At 48.1% G+C, this 17,824-nt stretch carries 12 protein-coding genes; 10 read left to right on the top strand and 2 right to left on the bottom strand.

The genetic code is table 11. The annotated features are described in order from the left end of the window. Positions 1-18 precede the first annotated feature (18 nt). The 6 genes from DEF47_RS21655 (at position 19) to DEF47_RS21630 (ending at position 8,770) form a co-directional block, all read left to right on the top strand. On the top strand, positions 19-1,203 hold the full coding sequence (locus DEF47_RS21655) for a class I SAM-dependent methyltransferase (protein WP_012189710.1): 1,185 nt from the start codon (positions 19-21) through the stop codon (positions 1,201-1,203). Further along, positions 1,203-3,689 carry a glycosyltransferase family 4 protein gene (locus DEF47_RS21650; RefSeq protein WP_012189709.1) on the top strand — a complete coding sequence of 829 codons (2,487 nt, stop codon included), beginning with the start codon at positions 1,203-1,205 and terminating at the stop codon, positions 3,687-3,689. Before DEF47_RS21655 ends, DEF47_RS21650 begins: the two co-directional genes overlap by 1 nt. A gap of 9 nt (positions 3,690-3,698) precedes the next feature. Then, positions 3,699-5,438: a glycosyltransferase family 4 protein gene (locus tag DEF47_RS21645; protein ID WP_012189708.1), complete on the top strand. Its 1,740-nt coding sequence runs from the start codon at positions 3,699-3,701 to the stop codon at positions 5,436-5,438. A 172-nt stretch (positions 5,439-5,610) separates the two neighbouring features. Continuing rightward, complete coding sequence (locus tag DEF47_RS21640) at positions 5,611-6,651, top strand: class I SAM-dependent methyltransferase (protein WP_012189707.1); 1,041 nt, start codon at positions 5,611-5,613, stop codon at positions 6,649-6,651. A gap of 123 nt (positions 6,652-6,774) precedes the next feature. Continuing rightward, entirely contained in the window at positions 6,775-7,878 is a 1,104-nt protein-coding gene (gene mqnE / locus DEF47_RS21635; RefSeq protein WP_012189706.1) for an aminofutalosine synthase MqnE, read from the top strand. 76 nt (positions 7,879-7,954) lie between these two features. After that, complete coding sequence (locus DEF47_RS21630) at positions 7,955-8,770, top strand: menaquinone biosynthetic enzyme MqnA/MqnD family protein (RefSeq protein ID WP_012189705.1); 816 nt, start codon at positions 7,955-7,957, stop codon at positions 8,768-8,770. Between the two features lie 132 nt (positions 8,771-8,902). Here DEF47_RS21630 and DEF47_RS21625 read toward each other — a convergent pair whose 3' ends face one another. Further along, positions 8,903-11,965 carry a GAF domain-containing protein gene (locus DEF47_RS21625; RefSeq protein WP_012189704.1) on the bottom strand — a complete coding sequence of 1,021 codons (3,063 nt, stop codon included), beginning with the start codon at positions 11,963-11,965 and terminating at the stop codon, positions 8,903-8,905. Positions 11,966-12,095: 130 nt separating this feature from the next. Between DEF47_RS21625 and DEF47_RS21620 the strand changes: the two genes are divergently transcribed. From DEF47_RS21620 to DEF47_RS21605, 4 genes are all read left to right on the top strand, one after another. Beyond that, entirely contained in the window at positions 12,096-12,425 is a 330-nt protein-coding gene (locus DEF47_RS21620; RefSeq protein ID WP_012189703.1) for a glutaredoxin family protein, read from the top strand. A gap of 97 nt (positions 12,426-12,522) precedes the next feature. Further along, positions 12,523-13,824 (top strand): hypothetical protein, encoded by a 1,302-nt coding sequence (locus DEF47_RS21615; RefSeq protein ID WP_012189702.1) that lies wholly within the window; start codon positions 12,523-12,525, stop codon positions 13,822-13,824. A 47-nt stretch (positions 13,825-13,871) separates the two neighbouring features. Next, positions 13,872-16,442, top strand: a complete 2,571-nt coding sequence (locus DEF47_RS21610) for an ATP-binding protein (RefSeq protein ID WP_012189701.1) — start codon at positions 13,872-13,874, stop codon at positions 16,440-16,442. Positions 16,443-16,459: 17 nt separating this feature from the next. Further along, complete coding sequence (locus DEF47_RS21605) at positions 16,460-17,260, top strand: hypothetical protein (protein WP_012189700.1); 801 nt, start codon at positions 16,460-16,462, stop codon at positions 17,258-17,260. Between the two features lie 22 nt (positions 17,261-17,282). On the opposite strand, the gene DEF47_RS21600 is transcribed toward DEF47_RS21605, so the two are convergent. Further along, positions 17,283-17,495 carry a hypothetical protein gene (locus DEF47_RS21600; protein WP_041304420.1) on the bottom strand — a complete coding sequence of 71 codons (213 nt, stop codon included), beginning with the start codon at positions 17,493-17,495 and terminating at the stop codon, positions 17,283-17,285. Positions 17,496-17,824: the final 329 nt, after the last annotated feature.

Raw genomic sequence — 17,824 nt, 5'->3', positions numbered from 1 at the left:
ACTTTGGAAAGGGTGGCAATGACAATCATCCCTGTGCTCGCGCATTGGAATTCCGATGCCTTGCTTGCGATGCCCTTTGATCAATATCAGCGTTATCGGGTTAGTGCTGAGGCAATTTGCTTACTCAAAGAGGCAGCAGGAGCCAGCGATCAGCCTTGGCGCATTCTTGATGTTGGCGGCTTTTTCCCCCCACGCAATGGCGTGATGCCGCTCCAAGCTTTTTTTTCAAATGATCAAACTTTAGTCGTTGATACGGCTGAGTATGTAGGTGCTGGCTATCAGCAGGCTGATGGCACGCAGTTACCTTTTGATGATCAGGCGTTTGATATTGTCTTAAGTTGTGATACGCTCGAACACATTCCGCTGGAAGGTCGGGATAGTTTTTTGGCCGAATTACGGCGCGTAGCTCGGCGGGCGGTCTTTTTAGCAGCACCCCACGCGCTTACCAATGTCGCTACATCTGAGGCGATGTTGCGCCAGTATCTGACCCAATTACAAATGAATAACCCCATGCTCGATGAGCATGTTCACTATGGTTTGCCCCAATCGAGTTTGGTTGAGGCCTGGCTCGCCAGCGAAAAGCTCGATTATCTGGCGTTTGAGAGCGGTTACTTGCCGCATTGGCAATTGTTGATGGTGCTGAAACATTTGTTATTTCGCCAACCACAACGCGATGCGATGCACGCCAATTTCGATGCGCTCTATAATCAGCGTTTTTATGAATACGATCAACGTGGGCCTGGCTATCGCCGAATCTATCTGATTGCCACTACGGGCCAGCTTGCTCCCAGCCTCCAGGCCTTGGTCGAACGTTCATTACGCCCAACTCCAACTAATCCGGCGAGTGATTTGTTGAGCATTGTCTTACCTGTGCTCACCAGCACAGCCTACGATACAGTGTTGTTTCAACACAACCTAACCACACGTTTGGATGGCTTCGAACAACAGCAACAGACCCAAACCCAGCTGCTTCAGCAAACCCTAGAGCGACATGCGACAACCATTGAGGTGGTGCGTGATCTCGAGCGGCGCTTGCTCGATGCCTCAGTGCTGGCAGCCCAACTTGAGGCTGAAAAGCGTGGCGTGCAAGCCCAACTCGATTATGTGCATTGGCAGCATTCACTCCTTCAGCAAGCGCTTAATCGTTCACTAGCCCAGCGCATCGCGACTGGTTTACGCCAACTTTTGAGGAGATTTCGCTAATGAGTAAACGTCAGTTAAATGTCGTTTTCTGGAGTGGTTGTGGTGGCGAGACCCAGCGTTATCGCTGTCAGCATGCAATTGAGCAATTACAGTATCGTGGGCATAAAGCCCAATTGTTTAATCAGATTGATCAAGCGGCGATTGTAGCGGTTGCTGCTGCCGATTTGGTGGTTGTGCATCGTCCTAAAGAAACTCACTTTTGGGAAACGATTCAGCAAGCAGCACAAGGCAAACCCGTGGTCTATGAAACCGACGACTTGCTGTTTGACCCAGCCTTGATCGATTCGATGCCAATTGTGGCTGAGAGCACGGGCTTTGAACAGCAATTTTGGCGTGGCTATGCCCGGGGCAATCCGCCAGTGTTTGCTCGTTGTGATGCAGCAATTGTCAGCACTACGCCCTTGGCTCAGGCGGCTGAAGCATTGCAAAAACCGGTTTGGGCGCATCGTAATGTGTTGGGCGACGATTGGATTGCATGGTGTGAGGCGGCCTATCGCGAGCGCCAAACTCAAGCCCATGTAACAATTGGCTATTTTAGTGGCACCTTTTCGCACGATGCCGACCTGCGTTTGATTGCCCCAGCTTTGCTAAAACTGTTGCAACAACAGCCCAAACTACGCTTAATGCTGGGTGGCAAAATCACGGTGCCTGATATTTTAGCCCCGGTTGCCAACCAAATTGAGCAATTGCCGTTTGTGCCGCTTGAGCAATTGCCGCAACTCATGTCCAAAGCCGATATTATTTTGGCTCCCTTGGATGTGGATAATGCTTTTACTCGCTGCCGTAGCGAATTGAAGTACCTCGAAGCCGCCGCCTTGCGCTTGCCCGTGGTGGCTAGCCCGATTCCGGCCTTTGCCGAGGCAATTCGGCATGGAGAAACCGGCTTTTTAGCTACTTCCGAAGCCGAATGGTATAGCCAATTAAGCAATTTGCTGGCCGATGCCACGTTACGTCAGCGGGTTGGGCAAGCTGCCTATACCCATGTGCTTGGTCATTACACAATTGCAACCGCAGCGGCTGATTATGAAGCGATGCTGTTAGCCATCTTGCAGCAGTTTCCGACCAAACCTGCTCAGCCGGCATTGCAACCCCTACTCAGCCAATTTCAGCGTGATTTGACCTTCCACGATCGCTCAGTCCATATGATCACAGGCTGTGATATTGGCAACGCAGGCAATTACCGCTGCCGCCATCGTCAAGAGCAACTCGATTGGTTTGATATGTATAGCGGCGTAACGAGCCTTTACAATGAGCCATTTAAAATTGCCGATAGCATTAAGTTTGGGATCTTGATTCTCCATCGGGTTGCGCTTGATTCGAATATTGCCACGTTGATTGATGCGCATCAAGCCTTGGGCCATCCGGTTATTTTTGATACCGATGATTTGGTGTTTCGTACCGATTTGCTGCATCATATCGATGCAATTAAAGATTGGCCAGCTGACGAAGTGGCCCTCTATCGCGATGGAGTCGAGCGTTACCTCAAAACCATGCTGCTGTGCGATGCAGTGATTGTTTCGACTGAGCCGTTGGCAGAGCAGGTACGAGCATTCGACCTGAATGCCTATGTGGTGCGCAATGCCTTGAGCCAAAACCAAATCAGCTATGCCGAGCCAATTGCTGCTCAGCGCCAAGCTAAGCCACTGGCCCAACCGCATGATCCGGTGTTGATTGGCTACTTTAGCGGTACAGCTACCCATAATCGCGATTTTATGCAAGCCGAGCAAGCAATTTTGCATATTTTGGCAACCTATACCCATGTGCGCTTGCGCATTGTGGGGCCATTGCAATTATCGAAGGCCTTTGATCCATATATTGATCGGATTGAGCGCCGCGAACTTGTGCCGCTCGAACAACTGGCCGACGAAATTGCTGCTGTTGATTTTGCGCTTGCTCCCTTGGAGCTTGATAATCCATTTTGCCAATCCAAGAGCGAAGTTAAATATATGGAAGCTGCTTTGGTTGGTGTGCCCTTGATTGCAACCCCGATTGAAGCTTTTCGTTATGCAATTACCCATGGCATCAACGGTATGTTGGCGGCAAATGAGCAAGAATGGATTGAGGCACTTGAAGCTTTGGTAACTGATCCATCATTGCGCCAACGCCTAGGCCATGAGGCCTTGGCTGATGCCCATGCCCGCTATAGCCCAAAAGCCCGTAGCCGCGAGTTGCACAATGTGCTTCAACAAATTTGGAGCATGTATACCCGCCAAATGTCCTTGATCAAGAGCAATGCCATGTTGTTGGGTGCTAATAAATCGCTCTCAAAGGGCAATGAAGTTTTAGTGATGCATATCGATGGCTTGATTACCAGCAACCAAGCGTTGCATTATCGAGTGCAGGAGCTTGAGCGCGACAATGCTCAAGCCAAGGCTTATGCCCATCAATTAGAGATTCAGCTGCAACAGATTGCCAATGGTATCTTCATGCAGTTCAGCGGTAAAGCCAAAGGGCTATTACACCGTCTTATCAACCGTAAAGGATAGAATCACCTTATGCAAGTTTCTGAACATCCCCGCTTACGAATCGCGTGGTTGCTAACTGCGCCAATTGTCGGTTCTGGTGGATATACTAATATTTTTCGAATTATGAATCTCTTGGCGAGCTTTGGACACGAGCAAGTTATCTTTATGAACCCGCACGATTACCCAACCGATGCGCTTGATCGGCCTGAGCATTTTGTGCAACGCTATTTTGGCATGGTTCATGCGCCAATTTATTTCTGGCCCCAAGATATTCGGGGTTTTGATGTGGTTTTAGCAACTCAATGGACGACCACAATGGGCTTTGAGATGTGTGATCCGACGATTCCACGCGCCTACTTTGTGCAAGATTTTGAGCCATTTTTCTATGCCATGGGCGACGAATGGCTACGAGCTGAGGCAACGTATAAACAAGGTTGGCCATGTATTACTTTAGGTCATTGGCTGGCCAAGCATCTACACGAGCAATACAAGGCGACAACCTATCCGTTTGATTTTGCAGTTGAACATGAGCGTTACTATCCGCGCCCACATTTGTTAACCAAAAAACCACGGGTTATTTTTTATGCCCGGCCTTCAACGCCACGCCGTTGTTTCGATTTGGGGATGCGTGCCTTGGCGATTGTCAAAGAGCAACGGCCTGATGTAGAAATTGTGCTCTTTGGTGATAAACATCTGAGCCATCATTCTGCGCCGTTCAAATTTACGGCCATGGGCATTTTAAACCCCGATGAATTAGCGGAATTGTATGCTTCGGCAACCTTGGGCTTAGTTATTTCCTCAACCAACCCTTCGCTGATGCCACCAGAAATGATGGCCTCGGGTTGTCCAGTTGTTGATATTGACTTGGCTCCGAACCATTTCTTAGTAACCCATGGCAAAACTGGCTTACTCGCGACGGCTGAACCGAAACCATTGGCCGAAGCTTTATTAAATGTGCTCAACGACGAATCACTGCGCCAGCGCTTGATCAAAGCTGGCTTGGAGCATGCCCAAACATTACGTTGGGAAAGCTCGGCGCGTGAGGTTGAAAAAGCCTTGTTGAAACTTGCCACAACCGCCTCTGGCAGCCTGATCCAACGGCTCTTGACTGATCATGAACATCCCAATGGCGATGGAGTTACCGCCCCTTTGACTGGCGATTTTCAAGTTGGGCAACGTTTGGTTTGTCAACACGATGGAGTCTGTGCTTTTGAGGTGGCCTTGGCTCAACCGGCAACTGGCCCTTGGCGCTTACAACTATACGATGCCTTGATCAATCCGAATCGTACCTTGGTTGATGTTACTTCAAGCACAGTTAACCAACAATGGCTGCATTTCGAATTTCCGCCCTTGCCAGCGAGCCGCAACCAAGCCTTGCATTTTGTGCTGAGCGCAACCAATGGTTCAAGCTTGCGCTTTGATTTCAAAGCATCAGCAAACGGTTCACTGAGTTTTAATGCAATGCCACAGTTGGGGCAACTTTGCTGTCGCGTGTTATATCAACCTGCCTATGATTCAACTGAACCGAGTGTAACGCCCGATGTGGCCTACCTAACAACCCAAAAAGCCCTGATTAGTAGTGAATATATTCAATTAAGCGAATTTGCCGAACGGTTGCACAACTTGATTGTGCCCAAAAAATCGTGGCAGGAGCGTGGTGCCAAAACATGGCGCATGCTACGCTCAGGAAATTTCAACGGTTTAGCTGCTGAAGCCAAGCAATATGGCCGTTGGGTCTACGATCGAGCTAAACAGCAATTGCGGCGCTAGCATTAACCACACATCAGCGGAACTCAATGAGGAGCTTCGCTGGTGAATCCCACGTTGGGTGTAGAAGCAATACTTTAAGCAGCAGCATATTTTGAATATTTGTGCTCTTTAAGCTAGGTATTCTCTAGAAGATACATTTGATAGATTAGGTCTGTTATAGGATTACATAACGATGCAACTGCAACCATTGCCAACCGAAATGCTCGCCACTTGTCCAGTTTGTGGTCAAGCGCAAGCTGATTTGGTTTGGCAACAAGCTGAAACATTTATTGCCGAAGGCTTATGTTTGTACCAATGCCAAGCCTGCACCCAAATTTATCTTAATCCACGCCTAACTTTAGAAAGTACCACCATCCTAGAAAACCAGAGCGAGGTTTATGCCTATACCGAGGTCGAAGAACGCCATGAAATTGACATAAAAGTTGACATTATTGGGCATATTGAGCAACAAGGCTTGCTTAAACCTGGCCGAATTCTTGATGTCGGCTGTAATCGGGGCTTATTGTTGGTGGCAGCCCAAAGCCGTGGCTGGCAACCAATTGGCATCGAACTTTCATCGGTGGCTGCTCAAATTGCCCGTGAGCGCTATGGTTTGACCGTTTATGGCGATTCAACCTGCCTTACTGAGCTTGAAGCCTTCGATTTGATTACCTGTTGGCATGTGCTTGAGCATTTGCACGAACCACTAAGCTTTATGCGTGAATTGGCGGCAGCGCTTAAGCCACAAGGGGTTTTGGCAATTCAAGTACCCGCCTATCGATTTCGTGAGCAATTTATCGAACAGCAACAAGCGGGCAGCCTCTTGAATGTTGTGCATACGCTGCATTTCACAGCGGCAACCTTGATCCAGCTTGTCCAGCAGGCGGGCTTATGTGTGTTCTATTGCGATGAATCGCCCCTGTATCGAATGCTGACAGTCTATGCATGCCATCCACAGGGATTAATGGCGCGTTTAGGCCCACCAGTATGGTTGCTTGCCGAACTTCAGCAGGCCCAAATTCAGCAGGCGGCCTTGTCAAAACAAACATCTGAGGTTGAAGCACAGGTTGCTCAATTGACTACTACAGCTCAGACGATGCACGACTATCTAGGCCAACTTGAAACTGCGATTGATACGAAAAATAAGCATATTGAGCAGCTTGAGCGCCAGATTACGACCCTCGAATCGGGTCGATTGCTGCGCTGGCTCAAAGCTTTGCGCCGTTTAAGCTAGCTTGTGATCCATAAGGTGGCTATTGTGCTTTGCCAACTGCTGCCCAAATATGCTGAAAAGTGGCTCGAAAATCAAAATAACATTGTGATATAATGAACACAGTAGCGCGGAAAGGAACTGTGTATGGCTATTCTGTTGGCGAAGTCGCCACTCTCTGATATTGCTGAAAAAGTTGAAGCAGGCGAACGCCTTTCGTTTGACGATGGAATGCGTTTGTATCAAACTAACGATATTTTAGCCTTGGGTAAATTGGCCGATACGGTGAATCGACGCAAAAATGGCGATGTGGTGTATTTTGTGCAAAATCACCGCATTACACCAACCAATGTTTGTGCATTTCACTGTAATTTCTGCTCGTTTCGGCGTAATGGCAACGAACCCGATGCCTTTGTGCGCACTCCCGAACAAATTATCGATCACGTTGGGCGTTTGTTTAGCGAACGTACCCGTGAATTTCATATTGTCGGCGGTTTAGTGCCCGATCTCGATGTTGAATATTATGCCGATATCATTCGTGAATTGAAGGATCATTATCCCAATGTTCACGTCAAAGCCTTTACGGCAGTTGAAATTGATTATATGGCTCAAATTTCGCATCTTGATTGGCGCACAACCCTTGAGATTTTGCGCAAGGCTGGGCTGGATGCCTTGCCTGGTGGCGGTGCTGAAATTTTCCATCCAGCGGTGCGCCGTAAAATCTGCCCCGAAAAGGTTGATGGCGATGGTTGGTTGGAAATTCATGGCATTGCTCACGAATTAGGCATCAAAACCAATGCCACTATGCTCTATGGCCATATCGAAACCCTCGAACAACGGGTTGATCACTTGTTACGTTTGCGCGAACAGCAAGATAAAACTGGCGGTTTTGTAACCTACATTCCGCTGGCTTTCCACCCCGAAAACAACAATTTAGGGCGGGTCAAAAAGCTCGATTGGACGACAGGCTTCGAGGATTTGAAGAATTTGGCGATTGGCCGTTTGTTGCTCGACAACTTTGCCCATGTCAAAGCCTATTGGATCTCGCTCACGCCACGGTTGGCCCAAGTCGCTTTGTCGTTTGGGGTTTCCGATGTTGACGGCACGGTGATCGAAGAAGAAATCTATCACGCTGCTGGGGCTAAAACCGAACAAGGTATCTCACGGGCAGAATTAGTTCATCTGGTGACGACTGCTGGCAAAACCGCAGTTGAGCGGGATGCACTTTATAATCACATCGCTGTGAACTAATAGCAGGGTTTGGGGCGCTTGCCCAAAGCCTTGCCTATCGCGTGAGTCGCCTAGCGTACTCACGCTTTTAAATTTTATGCTTGGTGTAATCGATTATCTCAATACACAACCGATGGATTATGGCATTACCGAGCGTTTGCCGCATGTGCCTGTCCAACGCGGAGTGCCAACGGCGATCAATGCGGCGGTTTTACGCGGCGAGGTTGCAGTTGCTCCAATGTCGGTCTATGAGTGGGCTTTGCACGCTGACGAGTTGTTGGTGGTGCGCGATTTTTCCATTGCCACAATTGGCGCAGTCAATAGTGTCAATCTCTTTTCGTGGTCGGCTGATCCACGGCAACTCGACGGCCAGCCAGTCGCATTAACCACTGATTCGGCCACCAGCATCAATTTGCTCAGGGTGCTGTGCGAACGCCATTATCGCATTCAACCAGAGTGGCGTTCGATGGCTTCAAATCTTGATGCGATGCTGGCGGAATGTCAGGCTGGCTTGATGATTGGCGATAAAGCGTTGGTTGAAGCCGCCACGCGGCGGCATTTGGGCGAACGTGGTTTGCCCTACTGCTTTGATCTTGGCGACGAATGGCTGAAACTCAGTGGTTTGCCGTTTGTCTTTGCGGTTTGGGTGGTGCGACGCGATCAGGCTGAGGCTGTGCGCGAAGCTGGAATTGTGCCAGCCTTGCGGGCTGCTAAAGCTGAAAATCTCACCCGCATTGATGAATTGGCTCAGCTGTATGCGCCGCGGATCAGCGTATCGCCTGGCGTTTGTGCCAAATATCTGCGCGATTTGCGCTACCACTTAACCTCGGTGGATTTGGAAGGCTTGCACACGTTTTTGCGCTATGCCGTGCCAAGTTTTCAACCAAGCCAATTGGAGTGGTTTAGCGAATAAATGCATGCCCTCACCCCCTCACCCGCCCAGCAGGCGAGGGGAATCACCATTCCAAGCGGCTAGATAATTAAAATTCAAATGGCCTGCTCCCCTCGCCAACCGCAGTGGGAGAGGGGCTGAGGGTGAGGGCATTTAGCGCGACTTGCGAATGGCGTAGATCGCTTGTAATTCGCGTTTACCTTTGAGTTGGACTGGTTCAAGCTCCTCTAGTTGGCGTTTATGCCGCTTTAAACGTTGGGCCAACGGCTGGGTGATGATAATCTGCCCAGCCTCGGCAATCCCCACCAAGCGGCTAGCTGTATTTACCACATCGCCAATCACGGTGTAATCCATGCGTTGGGCTGAGCCGATATTGCCAACCACCGCCCGCCCACAACTCATGCCAATGCCTAGGCCAATCGCATAGCCAAAGCTGGCTTGCCATTCTGTTTGCAATTTGGCAAAGGTTTGTTGCATATCGATCGCGGCGTTCATGGCGCGTTCTGCATCGTTGGGCAATGGTCGCACTGAGCCAAAAACCGCCATCAGGCCATCGCCCAAAAACTTATCGATAATTGCATCATAACGATAGAGCACGGCAGTCATTTCATCGAAAAATCGATTGAGAATTTGCTTGACCACGACTTGGGGCGCGAGATTTTCGCTGAGCGCCGTAAAACCGCGTAAATCGGCAAATAACACCACAATATCACGCTCGCTGGCCTCGCCAAAACCACCTTCGCTCAGCAATTGTTCAACTAGTGGTGGAGCCATATAGCGCTGCAAATCGGCGCGTAAGCGTTCTAGGCGTTGGGCTTGCAGCTGTTGGTTTTCCAAGGCTTGGGCGAATAAGGTGGCAAGGGTTTGGAGCAAATTACGGTCATTCGAGCGCCAAACGTAGTGTATATCAGCGGGCTTAATCAACAAAAGGCCGTGCAAGCGTTCGGCGCTATACAATTGGGCTACCACGATCGTGTTAATTTCTGATTGACGTAATGTTTGACCTAAGGCCGAGGCATGTTGATGGTTGAGCATTTGTACCCGACTTTCATCAAGGCTAGCCAACAGTTCAGGCAAGGCTGGTAGCTCGTGCAACCATGATTGCGGATAGGCAATGCTGCGGTTAATCTGGCGCTGCTCGGGATCAACCAACACCAACATACTTTGGGGAGCCTGAAACATGGCTGCAACTTGCTGCATAATCTCATGAAATGCTGGCTCGGTGGTGGTGCTGGTTAGTTGTAGGGCTATGTCGTTAACGCGATTGAGTTGTTGAATATATTCTTGTTCGCGCAAAAACAGCTTGGCGTTATCCAAACCAACCGTCAACTGAACGGCAATTGCCCCTAAAATTGATTGAGTGAGGCCATCCAAGGCGCTTGCATCGCTATGCCCAATTACCAAGAGGCCTTGAATTCCTTCGTGGGTATGCAGGGGCACGATCAATTCGGCGACGATCGTTGGCTCGCCCCACTCATAATTCAAGCAAAATTGCTCGCTATTGCTGCTGAGCCAACTTTGGTAATGCTCTAAGGCTTGTAAAATCCGCGCATCAATGCTCAGTGGCTGGTTGTAGGGATGATGGGCGAAATTGTGAGTTCCGGCCCGCAGCATAAATTCATTGTTGTGCTTGAGCAAAATTGCTACGCTGTTAAAGCCAAAACTATGGCGAACCAATGAGGCAACCAAGCGCAATAATTGATCAGGAGTCATTAACTCGGCGAAATTACGGCCTAGCTCAACCAATAATTGCAATTGATTGGCCCGGGTATGTTCGCGAGCAAACAAGCGATTATTGTTGACGGCGGTTGTGCCATGGTTGGCGAAGACTTCGAGCGCCTGAATCGTGGCCAAATCGGGGGTGATCAGATTGTTGGGCAGATCGACGATCATCAGCCCAAGCAATTGTTGCGGGCTGCCTAGGGGCACAAACAGATAATCAGCTTGGCGAATGCCAATCGCTCCAAACGGCAGTTGATTGGTTTCTTCATCGTCGAGTTTATAGCCTGAAGGCACGAAATACGAGCGGCTGATGCGAAACCGCTCACGCAGCAAGGGCACAATGCTTTGCTGAATCTGAGCATTTGTCCAGAGTTGCTGAATTTGTTCGCGCTGAACCCCAGCTACGCCTTGGGCTGGCTCAACATCATCAATTCCAAACACATGAATAATCACTTGGCGAAAGCCCAACGAACGATGAATCGCTTGAGCTAGCTCATTCAAGACATCTTGTAAGGGCAAATTGAGACTCAAGCGCTCGCCGACGTTCAACAATTCCTCCAACATTTGCGAACGGCGTTCGAGCAAGCTCTTTTGCTGAACAGTCGTTTGAAAAAGTTGAGCGTGATTAAACGCCGTAACGCTTTGATTGCCGATATTTTGGGCTAATTCAAGATGCTCTTGGGTAAAATAATTGGTACGCGTATGTGCAGCGGTGACCACACCAACCACAATCCCTTGATGAATCAACGGCACTGATAAAATCGAGCGGGTGGTTTCAGTGCGGCGATCAAGTGAGATCCAACGGGGATCGCGGGTTGTATCGGCGATGATTAACGGTTTCATGGCCCGCATAACCCAGCCCGCCACACCATCGCGAATGACCCGTTGAATACTCTCGGTGTTGAGGGTCTCTTTAACCGATGAGGCATAAAATGGCGTGTTATGATCGTTAACTAAAATAATCGAGGTGCGAACTGCGCCCAAAGCATTGGCTAATTGCAGCACCAAATCGCGCAAAATACTATTAATATCTAGGGAGCTGTTGAGCGTTTGGCTGATCGCATATAAAATATGCATTTGGCGGGTCGATTCTTCGAGGCCACGGCGATTTTTTTGTAGCCGCAGCATCACCCGCAAACGCGCCAAAAGCTCGGATAGCTCGATTGGCTTGACCAAAATATCATCGGCTCCTGCGTCGAGCGCTGCAACTTTGGTGCGCAAATCGCCAAGCGCCGTGATTTGAATAATTGGAATAAAGGGAATTGCGGGGTTACTGCGCAAATGGCGGGTCAGATCAACCCCATTCATGCCAGGCAAGGAAATATCCAACAAAATAATATCGGGAGTGATGACACGAACGAATTGCAAAGCTTCTTCACTGCTATTAGCCAACGATACGCGATAGCCAGCATCGCGCAGCAGCAGTTGAAACATCCGGCTAATACTGAGGTCATCTTCGACGATTAACACATGGCCATTGCTTGCATCAGGCATGGGAGTTCTCCATTGCGTCGCTGCCCTTCATTGTACGAGGTGTTCTGGCGTTTGACAATGGCATAAAGCGAAGTACGATCATAGCGCACCTCATTTTATACTTGTCCAGCGGTGCTTATGGAGGTTTCTTGTGAGTAAACATGTCGTTGTGTATGGTCGAACGAGTTTTTGCCCGGATTTAGCTCGTTCGCAACGTTTTTTGGCCGCTAACAATGTGGCCTACACCCAGATCAATATCGATCAAGATGCCGAGGCAGGTGCTTTGGTCGAGGGGTGGGTTGGTCATCGCAGTGTGCCCACAATTGTGATTGCCGAAGCTGGCAGTAATTTGCCTTTCGAGGAGCCAGCGCCTTTGCCAGCAGGCCGCCAAGCCCGCTCGTATGATCGTGGCACAGTGATTACTGAGCCAAGCGACGAGGCCTTAACGGGCTTCTTGAAGCGCAACGGTTTGTTGAGTTAAGCGTATCTTGAGCGGAGTTGAGGGGTGAAGGTTGGCATGAGAGCCAACCGATGAGAATGGTTTTAGCTTAATTTGGGTACGATAGGGCGACCCTGCTATGACCATACCGACAACACAACAATGGACAGCCGACGTTGTACATACGCTGTTAAACTACCCGCAACGGCTGCTGGAGCATCCTACTTGGGCGCTGGTTATCGCCGAATTTGGCGGCATTCGGCAACTGCGTCAACACCTCTTAACTTATCCATTTAAAGCCAAAGAATTGCGTTTGCTCAAGGTGCTGCTCGACTATCCCGATGCCGCAGTTGAATATTATTGCGACCTGTTGGCAATGCATCCGGCTACCTTTCATCGCCAACACAAGGCACTCTGCCAACGCTTGAGTGGTTTATTGCCTGTGCCACGTGCCGATGATCAACCTGCCCCCGAATTGGCGCAATTGCCCTATATCAAGCCTAAAACCAGCTTTATTGGCCGAGCGCTCGATCTTGAGCGAATTCAATTGCTGTTTGATCAAGGTTGTCATTGGATTAGCTTGGTTGGCGCGGCTGGAACGGGGAAAACGCGCTTGGCCTTGGAAATGAGCCAACGGGTTAGCTCAATGTTTGGCGATGGGATTTGCCTATTGCAGCTGAATGCTGGCGTTGAGCTAGCAACGCTGGCTGAATACTGTTTAAGCCAACTTGGGCTTGAGCCGTTATGCGATGATCCACGCCAGCGGTTTCAAGCCTATTTTGGTTCACGCCAAATCTTGCTGATTCTTGATAACCTGGATCAGCCAGAGCTTGCAACTTGGTTTGAGGACACCTTACAAGCTGCGCCGTTTGTGCGGGTTATATCCACTGGTTGCCAGCGCTTAAATGTGCCGAATGAATGCTTACATCATGTTGAGCCGCTTAACTATCCACAGCATGATGCTCAACCTACCTCACTTGCTGAGAATCCTGCCCTGCAACTCTTGCTTGAACGATTAACTCCATTTCAGCCAATTGATCTGACCAAGCTAGAACAGCGCAGAATGCTCATCCAGATTTGTCAGCTGCTTGACGGAAAGCCGCTGGCCTTAGAGTTAGCTGCTGGTTTAGCTGTAACCCATGATTTAGCGACGCTTGTGGCCCAACTTCAACTGATCGATGCACTTAATGCTGCGTCTGAAGCTCTAGGATTGCTCATTGCACTGAGCCATGCTGCGCTCCAACCAACAACGCAACAGCTTTTGGCGCAATTGTTGAAGCTGGCGCAGCATGCATGGCGAACTGAACTTTATGCTTCAAATGAAGTTAAGCCTAGTGAGATTGCTAGCGGTTTACAGGAAGCCCAAATTAAACATTTCTTGATTGATTTAGGGCATTGGTATGCAATTCCAGGGAGTATCCAACGCTTTATCGCTGGTTAGTTAGGTTCGCCGCAGTTTCGCGCAGCATGAAAGAATGAGATACCCCTATGACGCAATCAACTCTTCAATGGAACGACGCAGTGGTGCATGATCTGTTGCATTATCCTCAGCGGCTTTTACAGCACCATGCTTGGTCGGCAGTGATCGCCGAGGCAGGCGGTTTACAGCAGATGCGTCAGCAATTGCTTGATTTTCCGCTAAAAGCCAAGGAACGGCGGGTTTTAGAAGTTATTTTGAACAACCCTGAAGATTCGGTGGTGCGCTACACCGACCTGCTAGCGATCCATCATGCCACCTTTCATCGGCAGCAAAATGCCCTTTGTCGAAGTTTAAGTCAGTTTCTTAATACAGTGCAAGCTCCAGCTGAACCGCAAGTGTTGGCTACTCCAGTGGCGAACCCAGTGAGTTTTGTGGTGCCATGGACGAGTTTTATTGGGCGACATGCGGCGTTAACGACCTTAAAGACGCTTTTAGCAGACGACCATCGCTGGATAACGTTAATTGGTGCTGGTGGCGTAGGCAAAACCCGCTTGGCGATGGAGTTGGCCCAACAGAGCATTGGTTCGTGCTGTGATGAAGTGCATATGCTACGCTTTGCCGATGTGCAACGGGTTGAAGATGTGGGTTTGGCTTGTATCCAGCAATTGCAATTGGTCATTACGGAAGCCCAATCACTCGAGCAGACGCTGCAACAATTTTTTCAGCAACGGCGCAGCTTGGTGATCGTCGATAATTTGGAGCATATTCCAGCAGCAGGCTTGTGGCTTGCCCAAGTATTTCAAGCAGTACCGCAGCAACAGGTGATTGCAACGAGTCGGGTGCGCCTGAATGTACCCAACGAACAGCTTTATGAAGTTGCCGTATTGGATTGTCCTGCGGAAAAAGCTTCGTTCGAGCAGCTTAATCAATCGCCAGCAGTCCAATTGTGCCTTGATCGCATGGAAGCTGTGCGACTGGTGGATCGTACAAACCATCAATTGCTTGACCTTGTTGGCCAAATTTGTCGGCAGGTAGCAGGCCTGCCTTTAGCGATTGAGTTGGTTGCCGCTCGAACCGCCGAGTATTCCTTGGAAACGATTCTCGCAGCGATTACCACCGATCTTGAATTTATTGCTGAAGGCCCGCTGGATTTGGATGCGCGGCAGCAGACGATGGCTGCGACTATTGGTTGGAGCTATCAACTGTTGCCGGCTCAATCGCAACATATCATGCAGCAACTGGCGGTGTTTCGCGCCGGATGGGATGCAGCCGCAGCAGCGGCCATTTGTGGGCTTGAGCCTGAGTTGATGGAAGATCATCTAGCCTTATTATTGGATAACCACTTAATTAGTTATCGCCTGGATTCTGAGCAGCAGCCATATACGATCTTAGAGCCAATTCGTCAATATGCTTGGCAATTATCGCCTGCTGAACAACAACACCAACTTCGTTCGCAGCATTGCGATTACTATATTATTTGGGTTGCACCAAGCGAGGAGATCATGCTTGGGCCGGATGCGGCATTTTGGCATTGTGCGTTCTTGCAATCGTACCCAAATGTGCAATTGGCCTTGCATACGGCCAAAGCCGATCCAACCCCGCGCCGTTTTTGGCAATTGCTGGGTTCGTTATATCGTTGTTGGTGGAATTTTCAATTAATTGCTGAAGCCCAATCATGGCTCGAACCCACAATTCCAGTGGTGCTGCAACCAACCAGCGAGCCATATCTGCAATGCCGTGTATTGTATTCAATTTTGTTGTTTTGTGCTAAGGATACTGCAAGTTATTCGCGTTTGGCGACTTATCATTATTTAATTAACCTTGCTCATCATAATCAATTCTATGTACTCGAAGCAAAAGCCAAAAATTTCTATGCTTTGATCTTAATGGAACAAAATAAATTAGTTGAAGCCGGTGATTTATTATTAGATGCAGCTACTATCTATCGCCAAATTGGCGATGAGGATAATTTTCTAACACCTATGCTGAATTATGCCAATCTTCTGTATAAAACAAAAAGATTTGAGCAAGCATGTGATATTTATGATGAATTAATAATTAAATTTGAGGCAATTAAAGACTATGATGGAATGTATTCGAGTATTAAGAATGTTGCTGTAATTTATGTTTGCCAAGAGAAATATTATGAAGCCGAGGAGAAATTTCTTTACCTCATTAAACAAGCTGAGGATCGGAAAAATATCGATATTTACCTTGGAGACTTCGACATTTATTTGCGATTAATTAAAATCTATTCTTTTTTAAGAAGAGCCGATGATATAGATATTTATGTGCATAAATTGTATCCTATATCGATGGGAAGTTTGTTTTTTATTGAACAAGTATTTACACTTTGTGAGACGATTATCTATATAGCTATATTTAAAGAATATTATTTAGTTGCATATTCAGCATATATATATCTCTTAAATATATTATATCTTGAACATTATGAAATGCGTTGGTACGAATCTGAATTTCTAGAACGAACAAAAATTATTCTTAATCAATACTGTGAGGATTTTGATGCACTGATCGATGCTGATTTCTATTGGGATTTGAATAGTTTTAATGATACAATGAATTATTTTTTGCGAATAATCTATGGATTTCACTCAAACTCCTATAGTATTAATTGATGGAGATTGGAATACCTATGCCATTTACTGAAGAACAAATTGCAGATTTAATTTATGCACCGGAAAAAGTCATCGATCAACCTCAAATTGCTCAACTGATTCAAGCATATGGCGGAATTCAGCCATGTTATCAAGCCTTGAAGAGCATTCCGTTGCATGATGCTGAGTATCGTTTATTATTGGCGATTTTAGCCCAACCAGGTGCATCGGTCGATGATTATCTTCAGCAGTTGCATATTCATAAAGCGACGTTTCATCGGCATCAACGCAAATTATTGCGAAATCTTACCCATGCTCTGAACCAACAAAGTATCGCACAGGCTCCAAGTTCGTTGTTTGAACACTTCCAACGTTCGGCGGGATTGCCGTCGCATTTAAGCACTGATCGAACCTTGCTAGCCTACCAGCGGACGCTACAATTGCTGCAACAGGGTGTGCGTTTGATCAATGTTGTGGGTAATGATCAGGTTTTACAGCAGCAATTGGTGCTTGATGTGGCGCATCAGGTTCAAACCCAATTTACTCACGGCTGTTTATGGGTTGATTTAACTACCAGTTCGTCGCAAGCTTTAGGGTTACGGTTGCGCGATTATGGGCAACTTACGCCTAGCCTGAATGGGAATTCAATCCTTGAACTGTTTCAAGGTCGGCATGTCTTGTTAATCTTATGTGGCTATCAAGTCCATGCCGATGATGCCTTGTGGTTGCGGCGCTTGCTTGAAATTGCCCCTAATTTGGTGGTAATTTGTACCAGTAGCCAACGTTTGAAACTCTATGGTGAATTTTTGGTGCCAATTAGCTCACTACCAGCAGCTTAACGATTAGCGCACAATTACCACTTTAAACATCAGGTGGTGAATCGATGGCTTCACTTAATTCGCATTCAAGGTCATTGATATCGGCTATAAGCGGCACAATTGGGGCAAAACCCGTTTGAAATTGTGGTAAGTAGTGCTTTGTATGGTTGTGAGTCAAGCGGGTTTGTGGGCCAAGCGCTAGTGAATCGAGGTCAATTGCGGCGAGGCTTGGCAAATTTGGATGAGTAGTTGACATATGATCTCCTTGAATTGAAGCTTAAGTCAACTCTGCACTGAGTTGGGTGCGGTGGTTCGGCCTACAGCGAATGATGGATCGATCGGTGTCTAAGCTGGTGGTAGCAAGCATTTTGGCAACTATCTCCGGTGCATCGTCGCGGTTCGTGATTCAATCACTGTAGCCTTCGTCACTGATGGTTAGTGAGGAGATATGACCTAGTATAGCGGCTCAAGCCATCATCGTCTAGTTGTAATGGTTTATTGCATGACCAACGGCTAATATGCCCTCACCCCCTAGTCATCTCCTTACAATGGTAGGTTTTTAACAATCATGGTGACTCACCACCC

This window comes from Herpetosiphon sp. (genome assembly GCF_003512625.1).
GTDB classification, from domain to species: Bacteria; Chloroflexota; Chloroflexia; order Chloroflexales; family Herpetosiphonaceae; genus Herpetosiphon; species Herpetosiphon aurantiacus.
Note: the sequence above shows the minus strand (reverse complement) of the source record. Positions and strands in the feature narration are given on the sequence as shown.

Bases quoted from the DNA above. Each gene is read 5' to 3' on its own strand.
- DEF47_RS21630 (WP_012189705.1), top strand. From the start codon at position 7,955: ATGCTTGGTGTAATCGATTATCTCAATACACAACCGATGGATTATGGC.
- DEF47_RS21650 (WP_012189709.1), top strand. From the start codon at position 1,203: ATGAGTAAACGTCAGTTAAATGTCGTTTTCTGGAGTGGTTGTGGTGGC.
- mqnE (WP_012189706.1), top strand. From the start codon at position 6,775: ATGGCTATTCTGTTGGCGAAGTCGCCACTCTCTGATATTGCTGAAAAA.
- DEF47_RS21610 (WP_012189701.1), top strand. From the start codon at position 13,872: ATGACGCAATCAACTCTTCAATGGAACGACGCAGTGGTGCATGATCTG.
- DEF47_RS21640 (WP_012189707.1), top strand. From the start codon at position 5,611: ATGCAACTGCAACCATTGCCAACCGAAATGCTCGCCACTTGTCCAGTT.
- DEF47_RS21625 (WP_012189704.1), bottom strand. From the start codon at position 11,965: ATGCCTGATGCAAGCAATGGCCATGTGTTAATCGTCGAAGATGACCTC.
- DEF47_RS21645 (WP_012189708.1), top strand. From the start codon at position 3,699: ATGCAAGTTTCTGAACATCCCCGCTTACGAATCGCGTGGTTGCTAACT.
- DEF47_RS21605 (WP_012189700.1), top strand. From the start codon at position 16,460: ATGCCATTTACTGAAGAACAAATTGCAGATTTAATTTATGCACCGGAA.
- DEF47_RS21615 (WP_012189702.1), top strand. From the start codon at position 12,523: ATGACCATACCGACAACACAACAATGGACAGCCGACGTTGTACATACG.
- DEF47_RS21655 (WP_012189710.1), top strand. From the start codon at position 19: ATGACAATCATCCCTGTGCTCGCGCATTGGAATTCCGATGCCTTGCTT.
- DEF47_RS21600 (WP_041304420.1), bottom strand. From the start codon at position 17,495: ATGTCAACTACTCATCCAAATTTGCCAAGCCTCGCCGCAATTGACCTC.